This window comes from Candidatus Phytoplasma meliae (assembly GCF_016876135.2).
In genome coordinates this window covers 21,687-40,589 of record NZ_JACAOD020000006.1, presented here as the reverse complement: position 1 = coordinate 40,589, position 18,903 = coordinate 21,687, and the positions used below count along the sequence as shown (strand labels likewise).

At 26.9% G+C, this 18,903-nt stretch carries 12 protein-coding genes and 1 tRNA gene; 9 read left to right on the top strand and 4 right to left on the bottom strand.

Going from position 1 to position 18,903, the window contains the following annotated elements; all coding sequences use genetic code 11:
* Nucleotides 1–308 precede the first annotated feature (308 nt).
* From secA to sufU, 8 genes are all read left to right on the top strand, one after another.
* The gene (secA, locus tag CHTY_RS01675) at nucleotides 309–2,819 is read left to right on the top strand and encodes a preprotein translocase subunit SecA (RefSeq protein ID WP_203552194.1); all 2,511 of its coding nucleotides are present in this window, start codon (nucleotides 309–311) and stop codon (nucleotides 2,817–2,819) included.
* A 3-nt stretch (nucleotides 2,820–2,822) separates the two neighbouring features.
* The gene (gene prfB, locus CHTY_RS01670; RefSeq protein ID WP_203552193.1) at nucleotides 2,823–3,935 is read left to right on the top strand and encodes a peptide chain release factor 2; all 1,113 of its coding nucleotides are present in this window, start codon (nucleotides 2,823–2,825) and stop codon (nucleotides 3,933–3,935) included.
* Nucleotides 3,936–4,114: 179 nt separating this feature from the next.
* A complete protein-coding gene (rpsP, locus tag CHTY_RS01665) occupies nucleotides 4,115–4,399 on the top strand; it encodes a 30S ribosomal protein S16 (protein WP_203552192.1) in 285 nt (94 codons plus the stop codon).
* A gap of 71 nt (nucleotides 4,400–4,470) precedes the next feature.
* Entirely contained in the window at nucleotides 4,471–5,199 is a 729-nt protein-coding gene (gene trmD / locus CHTY_RS01660; protein ID WP_203552191.1) for a tRNA (guanosine(37)-N1)-methyltransferase TrmD, read from the top strand.
* A 23-nt stretch (nucleotides 5,200–5,222) separates the two neighbouring features.
* On the top strand, nucleotides 5,223–5,579 hold the full coding sequence (rplS, locus tag CHTY_RS01655) for a 50S ribosomal protein L19 (protein ID WP_203552190.1): 357 nt from the start codon (nucleotides 5,223–5,225) through the stop codon (nucleotides 5,577–5,579).
* A 78-nt stretch (nucleotides 5,580–5,657) separates the two neighbouring features.
* On the top strand, nucleotides 5,658–6,902 hold the full coding sequence (gene tyrS, locus CHTY_RS01650) for a tyrosine--tRNA ligase (RefSeq protein ID WP_203552189.1): 1,245 nt from the start codon (nucleotides 5,658–5,660) through the stop codon (nucleotides 6,900–6,902).
* 33 nt (nucleotides 6,903–6,935) lie between these two features.
* Nucleotides 6,936–8,141 (top strand): aminotransferase class V-fold PLP-dependent enzyme, encoded by a 1,206-nt coding sequence (locus CHTY_RS01645; RefSeq protein WP_203552188.1) that lies wholly within the window; start codon nucleotides 6,936–6,938, stop codon nucleotides 8,139–8,141.
* 11 nt (nucleotides 8,142–8,152) lie between these two features.
* Nucleotides 8,153–8,611, top strand: coding sequence for a Fe-S cluster assembly sulfur transfer protein SufU (sufU, locus tag CHTY_RS01640; protein ID WP_203552187.1), 459 nt, complete (start codon nucleotides 8,153–8,155; stop codon nucleotides 8,609–8,611).
* Nucleotides 8,612–8,640: 29 nt separating this feature from the next.
* Here the strand turns inward: sufU and trpS are convergent, their stop codons facing one another.
* The 4 genes from trpS to argS form a co-directional block, all read right to left on the bottom strand.
* Nucleotides 8,641–9,648, bottom strand: a complete 1,008-nt coding sequence (gene trpS, locus CHTY_RS01635; protein ID WP_203552186.1) for a tryptophan--tRNA ligase — start codon at nucleotides 9,646–9,648, stop codon at nucleotides 8,641–8,643.
* Between the two features lie 114 nt (nucleotides 9,649–9,762).
* The gene (locus CHTY_RS01630) at nucleotides 9,763–14,403 is read right to left on the bottom strand and encodes a PolC-type DNA polymerase III (protein WP_203552185.1); all 4,641 of its coding nucleotides are present in this window, start codon (nucleotides 14,401–14,403) and stop codon (nucleotides 9,763–9,765) included.
* 161 nt (nucleotides 14,404–14,564) lie between these two features.
* A tRNA-Leu gene (locus CHTY_RS01625) sits at nucleotides 14,565–14,649 on the bottom strand.
* Between the two features lie 129 nt (nucleotides 14,650–14,778).
* Nucleotides 14,779–16,452 (bottom strand): arginine--tRNA ligase, encoded by a 1,674-nt coding sequence (argS, locus tag CHTY_RS01620; protein WP_203552184.1) that lies wholly within the window; start codon nucleotides 16,450–16,452, stop codon nucleotides 14,779–14,781.
* An 845-nt stretch (nucleotides 16,453–17,297) separates the two neighbouring features.
* On the opposite strand from argS, the gene glnS reads away from it, so the two are divergent.
* Entirely contained in the window at nucleotides 17,298–18,899 is a 1,602-nt protein-coding gene (glnS, locus tag CHTY_RS01615; RefSeq protein WP_203552217.1) for a glutamine--tRNA ligase, read from the top strand.
* Nucleotides 18,900–18,903: the final 4 nt, after the last annotated feature.

Here is an 18,903-nt window from a genome sequence, read left to right as displayed (position 1 = left end):
AATCTTGATATTATATTTTTAATATTTTTTCAAAATAATCTTTATTTTTCTGTTTAAAAAAGGTATAATGTTGTTGATGTTTACTTTTTTTCATTTTTAATTTTTTTATTGATTGTAGTTTCATATTTGCTTTTAAAAAGGGAGGCGACAATAAAAAAATAGTTGAAAAATCAATTAAAATTAAGATAACTATGATCAAAATAAGTAAATAATGTGTACCACGCCACGCGTAAGATAAAATGAGCAAAATATTTTAATTTTTTTAATTTATAGATTAAAGAAAAAACAAAAAAAGGATTAAAACCATTATGTTTAATTTTTTAAAAAAAATATTTAATTCTTCTAGAAAAGCTTTAAGAAAAGCTAGAGTTATTGCTAATAAAATAGAAAAACTAAGCGAAACGATGAGTTTATTGCAAGATTCCCAATTTGCGCTTAAAACTGATGAATTAAAACAAAGATATCAAAAAGGAGAAACTCTGAATCAATTATTGCCAGAAGCCTATGCTTTGGCTAGAGAAGCTACTAAAAGAGTAACAGGACTAACTCCTTATTATGTGCAAATTTTAGGAGCTATTATTTTGCATCAAGGTAATATTGCTGAAATGAAAACAGGCGAAGGGAAAACCTTAACAGCCATTATGCCTGCTTATCTTAATGCTTTAAGCGGAAATCCCGTCCATATTGTTACAGTTAATGAATATTTAGCTAAAAGAGAATTTGAAGGCAATATTGGAGAAGTTTATCGTTTTTTAGGTTTGCAAGTGGGACTTAATGTTAAAGAAAATACCACCGAAGAAAAACAAGCAGCTTATTTATGCGACATCCTTTATACTACCAATAGTGAACTTGGTTTTGATTATTTAAGAGATAATATGAAAATTGATTCTCAAAATTTAGTTATGAAACGTCCTTATAGTTATGCTATCGTTGATGAAGTGGATTCTATTTTAATTGATGAAGCTAGAACACCTTTGATTATTTCTCAAAGTATGAAAGAGGGTAAAAATTTATACAAAGAAGCTCAACGTTTTGTAAGAACTTTAAAAAATCAACATTATCTTATTGAATTAGAAACTAAAACAATTGAATTAACTGAAGAAGGAATCAACAAAGCTGAAAAATTTTTTCAAATTGAAAATTTATATAATGTTGAACATACCTCACTACTTCATCACATCAAAAATGCCCTAAAAGCTTATTTTACTATGCATAAAAACAAAGATTATTTGGTAGACCAAAATCAAGTTTTAATTATCGATCAATTTACAGGAAGGGTTTTAAAAGGGCGTCAATTTAGCGACGGCTTGCATCAAGCCTTAGAAGCTAAGGAAAGGGTTTTAATCAAAGAAGAAACTTCCATTGGAGCAACCATTACTTATCAAAATTTCTTCCGCCTTTATCACAAATTATCAGGGATGACAGGAACTGCTAAAACCGAAGAAGATGAATTTAGAGATATTTATAACATGGAAGTAATTGAAATCCCTACTAATTTACCAATGATTAGAATTGATGAACCAGATTTTATTTTTGTTTCTTTAAAAGAAAAATATGATGCTTTAATAGAAGAAGTGTTAGAACGCAATAAAAAAGGACAACCTATTTTAATAGGAACAACTACAGTTGAGGTTTCAGAAATTATTTCTAAAAAATTAAAAAAAAAATTAATTAAACACGAAATTCTAAACGCCAAAAATCACTCTAAAGAGGCCGAAATTATTGCTAAAGCAGGAATAAAAAATGCCATCACTATAGCAACTAATATGGCCGGAAGAGGAACTGATATTCGTTTAGGAGAAGGAGTTGTTGAATTAGGTGGATTAGTTGTTTTAGGAACTGAACGACATGAATCAAGAAGAATCGATAACCAATTAAGAGGTCGTTCTGGTCGTCAAGGAGATCCAGGATATTCACGTTTTTTCATTTCCAGTGAAGATGAATTAGCTCAAAGATTTGGTGGCACTAAAATAGAAAAAATTATTTCTTTATTACAAAAAATAAACGCCACTGAAGCCAAAACATCATCTAAAATGATTACTAATTTTTTTACTAAAATTCAAAAAAAAGTAGAATCTTCTAATTTTGATTATCGCAAATATCTTTTAAAATATGATGATATTTTAAGAACGCAAAGAGAAATGATTTATGACCAAAGAAAAGAAATTTTAAATAGTTCTGATCCTGAAAAAATAGCTTTAACGTTGATTCAAAAAACCCTTAATCAAGAAATTTTACCTTATTTTAATAATAATTCAAAAAATAAAAATCAAACCGAATCATTAATTCTTTTTTTGGAAAAAAACTTTTTCCCCAAAAATACTTTTGATATCAAAGAAATACAAACAATATACGAAAACCTTAAAAATAAAAATAACACTTTATCCTCTTTTAAAAACCATTTATCGCAAAAAATAACAACTATTTTAGACAGTCAAAAAACTGTTTTGGAAAAAGAATCCCTTGAAATACAACACTTTACTAATGCCTTAAGATGGATTATGTTAAAAATAATTGATACTCATTACAAACATCATATTAATGATATGAGTTTTTTAAGACAAGGGATTGGATTTGTGGGTTACGGCCAACAAGATTCTTTTATTGAATATCAAAAAGAAGGACAACGCTTATTTAATAAAATGATTTATCAAATGTCTTTGAATATTGCTGCTACTATTTTAAAATTCCCTTTTGTTGAAAGTTTCCAAAACGCCCCTCAACAAAAACAAAATATCTTAAATGATAAGAGTTCAAACGATGATAACGCTACCAAAAAAAGAAGAAAAATTCGTGTTGTTAAAAAACCTTGGAATTAAGTTATGGAAAAATATGAAATTAATCAACATTTAGAAAATCTTTCTCAAAATCTCCAAGATTTAAAAAAAGCCCTTAATTTTGCTAAAACTAGTGAATTACTTGAAAAAATGAAAATTAAAATGCAAAAAGAAGATTTTTGGGACGACCCTCAAAAAGCTATTGTTGTAAGTCAAAATTTTAACGAATTACAAGAAAAAAAAACTATTTTTAAAACATTAGAAAACAATTATCAAGATTTGCTAACTTTTTTTAATTTAGAATATAGCAAGCAAGATGAAGCTGATTTCTTAGAAGAAGAATTAAAAGAATTGACAAAATCTGTTTTTGATTTTAAAATTAAAATCTTTTTAAACCAACCTTATGATAAAAACAACGCTATTTTAATTTTTCACCCTGGAGCAGGAGGCACCGAATCTCAAGATTGGTGTGAAATGCTTTTTCGAATGTATCAAAAATATGCTCAGAAAAAGAATTTTAAAACCGAAATCTTAGATTGTCAATCAGGGGAAGAAGCAGGACTTAAATCAGCTACTTTGTTAGTAAAAGGCCCTTATGCTTATGGTTATTTAAAAGCTGAAAAAGGAGTTCATCGTTTAGTCAGAATTTCTCCTTTTGATGCTAATTCCAAAAGACACACTTCTTTTGTTTCTTGTGATGTTTTGCCGGAAATCAAAGATGAAATTAAAATTAATTTAAAAACAGAAGATTTAAAAATGGATTTTTTTCGCAGTAGTGGTGCAGGAGGTCAACACGTGAATACTACTGATTCTGCTGTTAGAATAACTCATTTACCAACAGGAATAGTAGTTGGTTGTCAAAATGAACGTAGTCAAATCAAAAACCGCGAAAAAGCTTTACAATTGTTAAAAACAAAACTATTCCAATTAGCAACGAAACAGCAAAAAGAAAAAAACGCTAAACAATTTCAAAATGATCAAAAAGAAATTGGTTGGGGTTCACAAATTAGAAGTTATGTTTTTCATCCTTATAAAATGGCGAAAGATCACCGCACTAATCAAGAAATATTTCAATTAGAACAGGTAATGGATGGCAATATTGATGAATTCATTAATGGTTTTTTAACTAATTTACCTTTTAATTCAATAAATGATTAAAAAACATTCAAATCAATATTAAAAATATTTTCTCCTACAACGTTAATTAGTAAAATATTTATTACATTTGAAATCTTGACAATTCAAGCCTTTTATGTAATAATAATTAGGATGGAATTTTTAATTTCAAAAAAATTAGTCAAATTAAATTAATTAAAAAAAGAAAGTAGGAATCATTTATGGCAATCAAAATGCGTTTACAACGTTTTGGAGTGCATAAAAGACCTTTTTATAGATTAGTTGCAAGCGAATCTAAAAATGCTCGCGATGGTAAATTTTTAGAAATTTTAGGAACTTATGATACTATTTTAGATATTGTTAAGTTAGATCATGATAAAATCCAAAAATGGTTATCAGATGGAGCACAACCTACTAAAACAGTAAAAAAGATTTTTAAAAAAAGTAATTTTATTGTTAAAACTGCAAATAATACTGCATATAACACAAAAAACAGTAAACAATAATTTTTTAAAAAAACACAATATCAAATTTAATTATTCAAGAAAATAATATTCTAGGTTAAAAAGAAAAAAATATGATAATTGAAGTTATAACTATTTTTCCTCTTTTTTTTCAAAGTTTTTGTAATAATTCAATTATAAAAAGAGCTTTAGAACAAAAAAAAGTTCAAATTAAAATTCATGATTTAAGAAAATACAGCATTAATAAACACAATCAAGTAGACGACTCTGTTTATGGAGGAGGGGTTGGAATGTTACTTTCCTTTCCTCCTTTTTTTAATTGTTTAAAAGACATCAAAAAACCTCACAGCAAAGTTATTTTGTTATCTCCTCAAGGGAAATTATTTAATCAATCGCAAGCAACTGATTATGCCCAAAAAGAATCTCATTTAATTATTTTATGTGGTAATTACGAGGGCATTGATGCTAGAATATTAAAATATGTAGATCAAGAAGTTTCTATAGGTGATTATATTTTAACTGGAGGAGAAATCGCTGCTACAGTTTTAATTGATGCTATTGTAAGAATCATTCCTGAAGTTATCAAAAAGGAATCTTATCTTCAAGATTCACATCAACAAGGATTATTAAAATTTCCTCAATACACTAGACCGCAAAGTTATCAAAATCAAGAAGTCCCTTCAATTTTGTTATCTGGACATCACGAAAAGATCAATCATTGGCGCCAAAAAGAAAGTTTAAAAATCACTTGGCAAAAAAGACCTGATCTTTTAGTCAATAAGAAACTAACCTCAATCCAACAAAAACTTTTGCAAGAAATTAAGCAAGAATTAGAAAAATAATAAAAAATAAAGGAGTAATTAATATGTCTCAATTAAAAGGACAAAATTTAATAGAATCAGTTAATCAACATCAACTTAAAGAAATTCCTATTTTCAAACCTGGTGACACTGTTAAAGTTTCTATTAAAATTGATGAAGGTAACCGTAAAAGAGTTCAAATTTTTGAAGGTTTAGTAATTAAACGCCAAGGAAGATTGCTTTCAGAAACTTTCACCGTTAGAAAAATGTTTGTTGGAATAGGGATAGAATTAACTTTTCCAATACATTCCCCTTCTAACGAAAAAATAGAAGTTGTGCGTCGTGGAATTGTGCGCCGTGCTAAACTACATTATGTACGCACTCTTTCTTCTAAAGCTTCACGCATTAAAGAACGAAAATAATTTTTTTAAAATAAAAAATAATTTAATATTATCTGTTTCACAAACAATAATACTTTCTAAAAAAATAGGAGTTTTGAAATGTCTTTTTATGAAGAATTAAAATGGCGTAATTTAATTAAAGATTGTAGCAACGAAAATCAAGTTAAAGAACTTTTAGACAACGGTAAAATTAAGTTTTATTGTGGTTTTGATCCAACTGCTGATTCTTTAACTGTAGGACATTTAGTTCAAATTACAATGATTTTGTTAATGCAACAACAAGGACATTTGCCTGTAATTTTAGTAGGAGGTGGGACTGGTTTAATTGGCGACCCCAAAGAAACAGAAGAAAGAAAATTATTATCTTTAAAACACTTCTTAAAAAATGCCAAAAGAATCGAATCACAATTTAAATCCATTTTATTTAATAAAAACATAGAATTTGTTAATAATTATGAGTGGTTGCCTTCATTAGATATTATTTCTTTTTTAAGAAAATATGGTAAATTTTTTAATATTAATTATATGCTTTCTAAACAAACGGTAGCCAAAAGATTAGCTTCAGGAATTTCTTTTACCGAATTTACTTATATGATTTTGCAATCCTTAGATTTTTATCATTTATATAAGAAACATAATGTTCAGTTACAATTAGGCGGCTCCGATCAATGGGGAAACATCACAAGCGGTTTGGAACTAATTCGTAAATTAGAAACAAATCATAATGCTTTTGGTATTAGCACTCCTCTTTTATTAAACGCTAATGGCACTAAATTTGGAAAAAGTGAGCAAGGAGTTCTATGGTTAAACCCTAAAAAAACTCCTCCTTATGAAGTTTATCAATATTTTTTAAATATCGGTGACCAAGAAATTATTAATTATTTAAAAACCCTTACTTTAATTCCTAAAAAAGAAATTTTAAATTTAGAACAGCATACTCTAAATCAACCTCAACAAAGATTAGCTCAAAAAGCTTTAGCCCAGCATATTTTTAATTTGATCTATCCTCCTAATGTTTTGCCAGAATGCTTACAAACAAATAAAATTTTATTTTTAAACAAAAAAAACACTTGGCAAGAACAAGATTTCACCTTATTGCAAAAAACTTTATTTTGCCACCATCTTCAAACAGTAGATTCCATCTGCTTAGCTGATGCTTTAGTAAACACCAAATTAACATCTTCTAAAAGCGAAGCACGTGAATTTATTCATAAAGGGGTGATTCAAATTTTTGACCAAAAAATAAAACAAGTAGATTATACAATCACTAAAAATAACGCTTTATTTAATAAATATGTACTTTTGAAAAAAGGTAAAAAAAATAACGCTTTAATTATTTTTTAATTTCTCATGCTTTTGCAAAAGAAGGTTCCAAAAATGCCAAAAAAATCTTTTCGTTGTTTTTTTCCTATTTTTAAAACAAATTCCGAACTTGTCTATTTTGATACAGCTTCCACTTCCTTAAAACCTCAAAAAGTCATCAATGAATTAAATTCATTTTATAACAATAATGGCGTCGGAAATAAATCTTTAGCCCCTTTAACTTCTCAAAATGATTTATTATTAAATGAAACTAGGAATAAAACAGCTCATTTCATTAATGCTTTACCAGAAGAAATTATTTTTACCAAGGGAACAACTGATTCTTTAAATCTTTTAGCCCAAAGTTTAAGTGATATTTTAGAAGAAGGGGATGAAATCATTACATCACAATTAGAACATAATTCTTCTGTATTGCCTTGGTTGCAACAAGCAAAAATTAAAAAAGCCAAAATCATTTTTATCCCTTTAAATGAAAATAATAAGATAACTGTTGAAAATTTCGCTAAAGTATTAACCGCTAAGACAAAAGTAGTGGCTTTAACTCATATTTCTAATGTATTAGGATACCAGACTCCTATTAAAGAAATAACCGCTCTAGCGCATCAAAAAAACGCTTTAGTTATTTTAGACGCCGCTCAATCTGTAGGACATTTGCCTATAGATGTGAAAGCTTTAGATATTGATTTTTTAGCTTTTTCTTCGCATAAATTATATGGTCCTTTTGGAGTTGGTGTTTTATTCGGTAAAAACCATCTTTTACAAAAATTAAACCCGACTTTTTTTGGCGGCAGTTCAATTAAAGAATTTTCAACTAAACATCTTTGTTTTAACGATTCTCCTTATAAATTTGAACCCGGAACATTGAATATTGCTGATATTATCGGATTCAAAAAAGCTTTAGAATTTATTGAAGAAATTGGTTTTAATAATATCGAACAACAAGAACAAAAAATTTATCAAAAAATTATGAAAGAATTAAAAAAATTTGATCAAATAACTATTTATAATCCTCAAGCTGTCAACATTATTGCTTTTAATTTTAATAACATTCATGCACACGATGTTGAATCTTTTTTAGCTCAAAGAAATATTTATGTTAGAACAGGAAAATGTTGCGCTTTTTTAATCACCGAAAAATTAAAACAAATAAGCATAATAAGAATTTCAATAGGGATGCATAACAATGAAAAAGATGTGGATTTATTAATAGAAAATTTGAAAAAAGTACAAGAATTTTTTACGTCATTTTCCCAAAAATAAAAGGTATTAAGGTGTTGGAAATAAATCAATTATATCGCGATATCGTTATGAAACATTATCAAAATCCACAAAATTGGGGTTTATCTGAAGATAACGATTTTATTAGTTTAACTCATAAAAACACTTCTTGTGGAGATTCTATTGTTTTGCAAATTAAAATCATCGGCCACAAAATACAAGATATTAGATATGAAACCCAATCTTGCGCTATTTGTCGTGCTTCAGCAAGTTTGATGTCTATTTATCTTAAGCATCTTGAAATCTCTGAAAGTTTAGATAAAATAGACACTTTTTTAGCTATGATCAATAATCAATCTTTAAATGAAGCAAAAATAGAAGAAGATTTGTTATTGTTTAAACATTTTACTAATTTTCCAGGAAGAATAGTTTGTATTGCCCTTCCATGGCAAGCTTTAAAAAAAATAATTAAAAAAAACACGATTAATATATATAAAAAAAGACCAATTTAAATTGGTCTTTTTTTATATATTCATTAAATTTATAACCTTGAAATTCCTAATTTTTTTTGAACTTCTTTAATTTTTTGAATTGCTATAAAACGAGCTTTTTGAGCACCTTGATTTAAAATCAAATCTAATTGTGGATTGTTTATTAATTGATAAAATTTTTGTTGCAAAGGAATGATAATATTCATTATTGCTTCATAAACTTCATTTTTTAAATTTTTATAAGATAATAATTGGAATTTTTTTTCACTTTCAAAAATGCTAATTTGTTTTAAAGAAGCGTAAATGTTTAAAAGATTTGAAATACCTGGTTTATTTTGGGGATCATATTTGATAACCTTTTCAGAATCAGTCACAGATTGATCTATTTTTTTCTTGATTATTTCAGGTTTATCTAAAAGTAAAATATAATTTTTATTATTGTTTGTATCGCTTTTACTCATTTTTTTTAAAGGATTTTGTAAAGATTTAATTTTTCCACCTAAAGGATTAAAAAAAGCTTCTGGAATGGCAAAAGTATTGCCATATAAATTATTAAATCTAGTAGCTATTTTTTTGGTTAATTCTAAATGTTGTTTTTGATCTTTGCCAATAGCAACTAAGTTGGCATCATAAATTAAAATATCTGCTGCCATTAATGTAGGATAAGTGAATAACGATGTTCTAATTCCATCTGGATTTATTTGACTTTTTTCTTTATATTGAATCATTCTTTGAAGTTCGTTAAAGTAAGATTGACATTCTAAAAGATAACCTAAATATGAATGCTCAATAACTTCTGATTGAATAAATAAGTTGATTTTATCAACATTTAACCCTGTTGCTAAATAAAGAGCAGCTACTTCTTTAATTGTTTTTTTAAGTTTTTGCGGATCTTGGTAAAAAGTAAGAGCGTGTAAATCAGCTATAAAAAGATAAAAATCAAAATTTTTTAAATTTTTTTGCAAATCAAGCAAAGGTTGTAACACGCCAATATAATTACCTAAAGTTAAATCTCCTGTTGGTTTAATCCCTGTAACTAATCTTTTTTTTAGGGTCAACTTTTATTCTCCTTTTAAGGTTTTTGAAAAAATGTTATGATGTTTTTTCATCTGGAATTTTTCGTTTTTTCATTAAATAAATCAACAAGAGCAGCCCTTTTTTGAACTACCATATTACAAGGAATCTAAAAGATGCTCTTTAGTGATTTGTTCAAAAATAGTTTTATTGATTTTAGAACGAATGCGGAAATCATCTTTGGTAAAAGGCTTTTCTTTTCGCGCTTCGATAATTTTATTAGCTGCGATCTTCCCTAAACCATCAAGGGCAAGCAAAGGCATTCTTAAATAGTTATTATTTTCTATTTTAAAAATACTAATATCGGATTTATTAAAATCAACACTTAAAAATTTAAAACCGCGTTGTAACATTTCTTTAGTTATTTTTAATGTATTGATTAAAATTTCATCTTTAGCTTTTATTTTTTTGCTAGTTTTTAATTTATTTAATTTTTCTATTTCTTCTTCAATTAAGGAAACATCATTGCTAACCATGGTTTGATGATCAAAGTGTTCAGTGCGTTTAGAAAAATAGCCACTATAAAAAAGCAAAGGTTTATGAACTTTAAACCAAGCAATTCTTAAGGCCATAATCACATAAGCGGTGGCGTGAGCTTTAGGGAATAAATATTTAATTCTAAAAGCTGATTCCATATACCAATCTTCAATGATACCTTGCATTTCTTTTTGATAAATTTGCCATGTTTTAAAATCATTTTGTGGTTGTCCTTTGCGGATAAATTCCATAATATTAAAAGCTTTTAAAGGTTTGATCCCTTTTTCTTGTAATTGCAACATAATATCATCACGACAACCAATAATATCATTAAAGGAAATATTTTCATCTTGGTATTTCTTAAAATCACCTGTTTTATTGATAGCATCTTTTGCATTTTGATGCCAAACATCAGTTCCATGAGAAAGTCCTGAAATTTTAACTAAAGCAGCAAAATTAATTTTAATAGGTGTCTCGTCATTGTTTTTGATGCTTTTGATATCTTTTAACATCTGCTTAACAAAAAAAGTTCCAAATTCAGGAATCCCTAAAGAATCAACAATAATGTTGTTGTCTTTAAAATCATTAGAAAATAATTCATATACTTGAGGATCATCTAAAGGAATATCTTGGGCTTTTCGAAAGGGGAAATCGTTGGGATCTTGTTTGACATAATCCATTAAAAATTTAATCATCATAGGATCATCGTGTCCTAAAATATCTAATTTAAAAAGATTTTGTTCAAAAGAATGATAATCAAAATGAGTAGTTTTCCATTGGGAAGAAGTATCATTAGCTGGATACTGGATTGGTGTAATTTCATAAATGCTATGTCCAGGTGGCACAATCACTATCCCCCCTGGATGTTGTCCTGTTGAGCGTTTTACACCTTCAATTTTATTAGCAATTTGAGATATTTTATGTTTACGCCATTTAAAAGATTTATTTTCTAAAAATCCCATTACATAACCATAAGCATTTCGATTAGCAATAGTTTGGATTGTTCCAGCTCGGAAAGCATAATTTTCGCCAATTAAATATTTAATATAATTATGAGCTTGGCTTTGATAATCTCCTGCAAAATTTAGATCAATATCAGGAGTTTTATTTCCTTCAAAACCTAAAAAGGTTTCAAAAGGGATATCATGGCCATCTTTTTGAAACACGGTTTGGCATTCAGGGCATTCTCTGTTTTCTAAATCATATCCTGAAAAAACTTTGTCTAAAGATTCATAATAACTTTGATCTTTAGGGTTTCCATATTTGGTTTTTTCTTCTGGTTTCATTTTCATAATGGTATAACAACATCGAGGACAACGATAATGAGGCTTTAAGGGGTTAATTTCGGTTATTTCTAACATAGTTGCTACTAAAGAAGAGCCAATAGAACCTCGAGATCCTACTAAATAACCATCTTCTAAAGATTTCTTCACTAATAAATGAGACAAATAGTAAATTGGAGCAATTTTTTGATTACTTGTAGGATTATTATCATCTCCTAAAATACTTTTTAATTCTTGTTGTAATCTTTTTTTAATCAAAGGATGAGGTTTGCGACCGTATAATTGTTTAACTTTTGCCATTACTAACTTTTTAATTTCTTTTTTAATGCTTGGTATTTTTAAAGTGTGCTCAAAAGTGTTATCTTGCAAAGAAAGAAGCTTGTCATTAAAGGCTTCAACTCTTTCAATTTTATCGTTAAGCAAATGAGTATTGCCAATAGTAATTTCATAAGCTAAATCATTATTTTGCAAAAACTTAAAAGCATCAAACATTTCAGCAGTAGTTAAAAGGTGATTGTCGGGCAAATAATGATTACTATATTTAGATAATTTGTGTAAACCGCCACCTACTAATTTAGCACTAATATAAATTTCGCGATAATCTTTTTCCCAAGGATGAAGATAATGAACATCTCCTGTGGCAATAATTAATTTTCCTTGTTTTTTAGTTTCTTCAATAATTTTAATTAAAGTTGTTTCGATAATTTGTTGACCTTTAAGGCCTAATTCATGAATTAAATGTTTATAGGCTTGCGGAGGTTGCACTTCGATATAATCATAAAAAGAAATAGCTTGTTTTAAATTATCAATATTAGAATTTAAAGCAATTTCGAAAATATTACTATTATAACAACCACTACCTACTAAAAGCCCTTCACGATATTTTGCTAAAACAGACTTTGAAACGCGAGGGATTTTATGAAAATTATCAGTTAAAGCATTGCTTAACAATTCAAATAAATGGCGATAACCTTTTTGATTAGCTACTAAAATATTAATATGATAAGGTCTTTCATATTTAGGATCAACAGGATCTTGTAAATCAAAAAAATTAGTAATTACTAAATTTTGAGGGTCTTTTTTAGGATCGCTCAATTGGTCAATCATTTTAATAAAAACTTCAGCCGTAGCTTTAGCATCAGACAAAGCTCGGTGATGACTTTCCATTTTAACTTTGAAAACTTGAGCTAATCTTTTTAAAGTAAAATATTTTAAAAATTTACTAAAATAGCTTTGTGATAACCCCATAGTATCAATTACTGGCTGAGGTTTAAATGCTAAATTCAATTCTTTCATTTTTTCTTTTAAAAAAGTCATATCAAACTTACTATTATGAGCAACTAAAACACAATTTTCAATGAATTTTAAAAAATTAGGGAGCACTTGATCAATAGTTTGTTGCCCTGCTAACATTTCGTCTGTAATATTGGTGATATTGATAATAGTAGGAGTTAATTTTTCTTGTGGATCAATAAAAGCTTCGAATTCTGCTATTTTTTGTCCTCGATGTATTTTGACTCCAGCGATCTCAATTATTTTATCACGAATACTAGAAAAACCAGTTGTTTCCAAGTCAAACACCACATAAGTAGCTTCTTGTAAATTAAAATCATAAGTTAAATTATCTTCTACTTGATTAGTGATATAAAGGGGTTTTTCTTCGATAAAATCAATTTCTAAACCATAAACAGGTTTTATTTTTTTATTTTTTGAAAATTTATAAATCTCAGGATAAGCATAAATACCACTATGATCTGTAAAAGCAATAGCCTTATGGCCCCATGATTCAGCTATTTGTAAATATTCTTTAGCGCTATTAATAGCATCTAGATTAGACATCTTAGTGTGAACGTGAAATTCAATTCTTTTTTCGCCTTGGATGCCATGATCTTGTCTAATAGGGAATAAAGTTTTATTGGAAGATAAAATTTCATATTCTTGAATCATTAAATGAACATCATCCCAAACACTATGTTTCATTTTAGCTTTTATTTTAAATAATTGTCCAGTTTGTAAATTTTGATGAAGCAAATGCTCTTTTTCTGGTTTCGTAACTATTTTTTTAACTAAAATAGCATCTCTATCTTCTATTGAAAAGCCGTGATTTTCTTCTAAAACACAACTGAAAAAAAAATATTGATTTTCTTTGTATTTAGAATATTTACGAAAATTAATTTCTTTAATATCTTGTGATAAATATCCTTGCAAAATAATATTAGTATTAGGATTTTGTTCTTTAAATTCTTTCAATTCTTGTTCATTTTTAGGAAGGTCTTTGATTTGATAATTTTTAGCATTATTAAAAGATTTTTGATATTTATTTGGTGATTCCATGTTAAATTCATTTTTTGCTTCTTTTGGTGATGCAAAAGTTTCTTGCTGATTATCTTTTAGTTTATTGATATGATATGATAATTGATTTTTAGAAATTGGTGTAATTTGATCATTTTTTTTTATTACCACCTTATTTTTTAATCCGTAAAAACGCGCCAAAAAATCTTTTAAAAAAGGTATTTTTTCTTTGGCAACCCAAAAAGACTCAGAATCAACAGTAATGATAAACTGTTCATCACAAAAACTAATTTGATAATTGTCATAATCAAAAAAATCTAAATCTAAATATTTTTCTTTTAATTTAGCTTGTGATATCATATAACGATAATAACTAGGTCCTAAAGATGTTAAATAATCTAATTTTTCAAAATTTAGATAATATTCAATATTAATATTTTTAATATCAATGCTTTTAACACCAACTATTTCTTGTGCTTTTTTTTGATATTTTGTTTGTAAAAATTGAGTTAATTTTTCTAAAAAAGTTGATAAATCAGAAATTAAAAGTAAATGTTGAAAAGTAATGTGTAATCTCCATGTATTTTCATTAGCCAAGATGAAAACTTTTTTTAATTGAGGTTTTTGAAAATAATTTTTATCAAATCCTTTTTCTTTTATAAATTGTTCGAATGCGTTGATAAACATATCAAATACCACCTAATTAATTGGATAAAAAAATGTTAAAGATAAAGTTAAAAGAATATTTGTTTTAAAAGAAATAAAACAAATAAAAAACCACATGGAAACCTCACGTGGTTTTTTATTTGTTATTTTATAGGGATATATAGAGATAATAATTAAAATTATGGTACTGATGGTCGGACTTGAACCGACATGAGGGTTACTCGCTTGATTTTGAGTCAAGTGCGTCTACCATTCCGCCACATCAGCTTCAAAAATAATAAAAAATCATACTCATATATTATATCAAGAATTTTAATTTATAGAATATTTTTTTATTTAAATAAAAAAATATTTTTTGCTTTTTTAGAAACAAAGCGATATTATCTAATATAATAACTACATGTTTTCTAAAAAAGGAACTCCTAAAATATTTAAACTTTCTTGAATAACAACTAAAACATCCCTAATTAATAAAAGGTTAGTATTTTTAATATTTTCGTTAGTAGTTAAAATTTTTTCTTGCGAATATAAAAAATTAACATTTTGAGTTAATTTAATAATATACCTTGCTAAAATACTAGGCATTTTTTCTTGTTGACTTTTTTTCAAAATAATAGGGAAATGATCTAATAACTTAATTAATATAAAATAATGATCTTGTTGATAGATACTTGGATTAATTAGATTAAGATCAATGGTTTCTTTTTGCAAAAGTGAATTTAAACGAGTAGCTGTATATTGTAAATAAGGCCCTGTTTGTCCCTTAAATTGTAAAATATTTTGAAGATTAAAATCAATATCTAAATGACGATCATTTTTAAGATCATTAAAAATAATGGCTCCAACAGCTATTTTTTGAGCAATTTCATCAATATTAACTAAATTAGGATTTTTTTCTTGAATAATTTTTTTAGCTAAAATAGTTGCTTCTTGAATGACCTTAATTAAAGGAGTAAATTGATGATGTCTAGTTGAAATTTTTTTACCATTCATCAAAACTAAACCAAAATTAATATTTTCAATTGCAATATCTCGATATCCCATTTTTTTAATAACTTGATCCAATTGTTTAAAATAAAGTTTTTGTTCATTTCCTACAACATATAAAATACTTTGACAATTATAAACATCATAACGATATTTAAAAGCAGTTAAGTCGCGGGTTAAATATAAAGTACTACCATTAGTTTTTTTAACTAATCCAGGAGGTAATCGGTCTAATTCTATTAAAAGTACTTGATCTTCTTGTTTTAAAAGTTTTTTTTGTTGCAACTCTTTGAAAAGATCATCAATTTTATCATTATAAAATGATTCTCCTAAGCAAAAATCAAAAGAAATACCTAAAATATTATATATTTTATAAAATTCTTGCAAAGAAACTTTGCGAAACCAACTCCATAATGCTAAATACTTGGGATTTTGTTTTTCCAATTGTAAAAAAGCATCATTGGCTTGATCATTTAAAGTTTTATCTTCTTGGGCTTTTTCGTGAAATAAAACATAAAGTTTTTGCAATTCATTAATGGGGTCTTTGGTGATTTTTTTTTTATCTCCCCATAGCTGATATGCTACAATCATTTTTCCAAATTGAGTTCCCCAATCTCCTAAATGATTAACCCCTATTACTTTAAAACCTAATTTTTGATAAAGATTTTTTAAAGCATTACCGATAACAGTAGAACGAAGGTGACCAACAGAAAAATTTTTAGCAATATTGGGAGAAGAATAATCAATAACTACTGTTTGATGATTAGTTTTTTGATTACCATAATTATGTTTTAATTGGTTAATATGTAATAAAATCTTTTGTGATAAAAGCATTCTTTGAAGTTTAATATTTAAAAACCCATTTAAAAACATTATTTTTTCTATTTCTAAAATAGTAGTTAATGTTTTTTTAATATTTTGAAAAATAAGAAAAAGATTAGTTTGTTGTTTTTTGGCATACATAAATAAAGGAAGGGAGAAATCAAAGTCCAAATTCTCGATTTGCTCTTTTAAATTAACTTTTTGGTTTAAAGTTGTTTCAATAACATTTTCTATTTTAATTTTGATAGCTTCCAAAAACAATTTGATAGTTCTCCTTATTTTGTTTTTTTGTTTAACCTTTTAAAAGATTATAAAAGTATTATAGCATTTTTTTAATGTTTTTAAGATTGTTTTTTGTTTTTTAATATGAAAGTTAAAGAGAACGATAAAAAACATACAATTAATTTTAAACTTTAAAAAAATAAGCCAAACTGCTAAAAACGGTTTGGCTTTTTTCATTTTCTTTGCTTTTTCTTTAACTTGTCTAATTAACTTGTCTAAAAGTCTAACTTTTTGGCCTAACTGAGTGAGGTTTTTTCGTTTATTTTTTTCAATAATTAGATAATTTTTTACTTTCGTTTGGTTCTTTTGATAAAATCTTTATTAGAGTGATTTTAAATTTTTGATTTTGCTGTTATATGAGCGCAATTGTTTAAAATTATGCAATTAGTAAAAAAAGTAAAATAAAAACTCTTTATCGCATATTTGAAAAGCACATAAAAGTTGATGGTTCATGTATACAAAAATGAACTGTACAAAATTAATAAAAGTTAATAATTAAGAAACAATTCAATGGTTAAATAATCAAATAATTAAAATTTATTTCATGTTTTGGTGTAATTTGTTGTAATTGTTGTGCTTTTTACTTCCAAAGTGAAGTGTATGAAGTTCATTTATCAAAAAAGCCAAGTTGATTTACAGCCAAAAAGTTTATTTGTAAATGAAATAAAATGAAATAAAATAATAAGCAATAATAATAAAAACATTAAAATAGCTAAATATATGTACATATATTATGTTCATATATGTTGATAAGAAACAATATCAAATAATATCAAATTAAAAAATAAGATAAGGATACAAAAGCAATGTTAAAGACAGCAAAAATGAAACAAACTTCTAATTTTATCAAGACCATTATTCAAAAAGATTTGGAACAAAGGAAATATACTAAAATTATTACCCGTTTTCCTCCTGAACCAAATGGATTTTTACATTTAGGACATGCGCGCGCCATTATTATTAATTTCGAATTAGCCAAATATTTTCAAGGCAAAACCCTTTTACGTTATGATGATACTAACCCCTCTAAAGAAAAACAAATTTATGTAGATGCTATTTTAAAAGATATTCAATGGTTAGGGTATCAACCTGATCGTATTTCCTTTGCTTCTGATTATTTTGCGTTAATGTATCAAAAAGCTCTTTTTTTGATTAAACAAGGTAAGGCTTATGTTGATGACCTTACTGCTGAACAAATTACCAAATCAAGAGGTACTTTGTTGGAAAAAGGAACCGATTCCCCTTATCGTAATCGTAGCATTGAAGAAAATATAACTCTTTTTGAAAAAATGGTAGCAGGGCAATTTTACGATGGTAGTAAAGTTTTGCGAGCTAAAATTGATATGGGAAGCCCAAATCTTAATTTAAGAGATCCAGTCCTTTACCGCATTCTTTCAGCTGTTACTTTGAAACAAGAACGTTGGCATATTTTCCCTACTTACGATTATGCTCACCCTTTAGAAGATTCTTTTGAAAATATTTCTCATTCTTTGTGTTCTTTAGAATTTGAAGATCATCGTCCTTTATATGATTGGGTTATCAAAGAAACGCAAGTAAAGCATGTTCCACGTCAAATTGAATTCGGACGTCTTAATTTAACCCAAACTTTAATGAGTAAAAGATACTTAAAAGAATTGGTGGACAAGGAAATAGTTACTGGTTGGGATGATCCTAGAATGCCTACTTTATCGGGGATTAGCAAAAGAGGTTATCCTCCTCAAGCAATTAAAAATTTTGTTTTAGAAACAGGATTATCCAAAGTTAATTCACAAATGAAAAAGGAAATGTTAGAATCTTTTATTCGCAATGATTTATATTCTCAAGCTTTACCAAGAATGGCAGTTATTAACCCTTTAAAAGTAACAATTATCAATTATCCTGAAAATAAAATAGAAAAATTAAAAGCCCCTTTTTATCCTAAAAATTCCAATCATCTTCAAACAAGAATTATTTATTTTTCTCGTCATTTATATATTGAAAAAGATGATTTTGCGGTTGTTAAACCTGATTTAAAATATAAAAAATTAACTTTAGGAGAAGAAGTTCGTCTTTTTCATGCTTATTTTATTAAAGCTTGTGATGTTATTAAAAATGATCAAGGAGAAGTGATTGAAGTTTTGGCAACATATGATTTCAAAACTCAAAGTGGTAGCGGCTTTAAAGAAAGAAAACCTAATGGTACTATTCATTTTGTAGAAGCAACTACTGCTTTTCCAAGTACTTTTAATTTTTTTACTCCTCTTTTAACAGAAAATGGTGATTTTAATGATAACTCTTGGCAAATCAAGCAAGGTTTTGTCGAAAAAAGCTTACAAAAAATGGTTTTAGATATTAAATTACAATTTTTAAGACAAGGTTTTTTTATGTTGACGCAAGCAAAAGAACAAAAACTTATTTTTAATGAAATAGTTAGTTTAAAAAAATAATAGT